Genomic DNA, 1235 nt, shown 5'->3' on the forward strand with positions numbered 1-1235 from the left:
TAGGCCTGTTGATTTACCAATATTTTGTTTGAGGGAAAGTGACGTGCAGAGTCAAATAAACCCTCCATTCTGGTGGAAGAGCAGCAAGGCTAATTAGTCTGTCAAATTCAGCAAAAGATAGGTATGAGCTAGGGTGAACCCAGCTGTTTCCCTGGACGTACAAGAACTGAAGCAACACATATACAATTAAGGCGGTATACAGTTGACCGTATACTGCATTTGGAGTGGAGCCAAATAACTTAGGGATGTTGAGATGTTGTTTAATCCAGCGAAAAAACACTTCGACCTGCCAACGCTGTCGGTAAATCTCCGCTATTCGTTCGGCTGAGGGGCGATGTAAATTAGTGGCAAGAATAACAGGGCGACCACTTGGATCAGTTAATATAACAACTCGAAAACGATTCCGAGTTAAGGTTGCCTTCGCTCCTAATTGGCAGGTAAAATCTCGTTCAATCGTGCCTTTAAAAGGGCGTTTGCGTTCTCGCTGAATAGGTTCTTGAAAAACCGTATTGTCACGCAGCCGGACAACAAAGTATTGGCGCTGTTCCTGTTCGAGGTAAAGATCAAACTGTTTGTGTTTTCCATATGCACGATCTGCTACCAAGATATATTGAGAGTCCGTCACATCATTACAAAAGTTTAAATCATGTTGAAGACCTGTAGACTCCGTTACTTTGTGGAGCTTTCCTTCTCCCGCCAAGAGAGATACATGCAGCTTAATGCCAGCCTTTTCTCCTTTTATTGGAGTCCATGGCAACCGATTACGACCAACGGTAATCGAGGTAGAATCGACTAAAAGTAACTCCTTGGGAATTCGAAGACGTCTGCGTGTAGGGCGATTACATTTCTGAATAAGCAGATGAAGCAGTTGCTTAAATATTTCAAATGGAACGTCTTTTGCTTTTTTAGAAAGGGTTGAATGATCTACCTTAGACAGCCCGTAGAACGTCATCCGTTTCTCTCCGTCTCGGTAACCGTCCCACTGTTGGAGGGCAGATTCAGCCAGAAACATAAAAAGGTCATATACCGTAAATTTTCGAGCAGTATCAACGTATCCGAGCTGATTAAGCAAGATTCGCATTTCTTCTTGGGGGAGTACGGATTGCAGAATAGGCGATAACATTGTAGGATAACTCATAGGATCGTCTCACTTTCGGTAGGTTTGTAGGGGTACAAACACTATACCGTATGAGCGGTCTTTTTTTATACCATTTTGTGGTTAATCAACAGGCCTA

Annotated in this window: 1 protein-coding gene; it reads right to left on the minus strand. The window is 43.1% G+C overall.

Features of this window, described 5'->3' with window-relative positions:
- Positions 1 to 13 precede the first annotated feature (13 nt).
- Positions 14 to 1138, minus strand: coding sequence for an IS4 family transposase (locus PGL01S_RS30670; RefSeq protein ID WP_127499542.1), 1125 nt, complete (start codon positions 1136 to 1138; stop codon positions 14 to 16).
- Positions 1139 to 1235: the final 97 nt, after the last annotated feature.

Origin of the sequence: Paenibacillus glycanilyticus NBRC 16618, from assembly GCF_004000805.1 — a bacterium.
Lineage (GTDB): Bacteria > Bacillota > Bacilli > Paenibacillales > Paenibacillaceae > Pristimantibacillus > Pristimantibacillus glycanilyticus.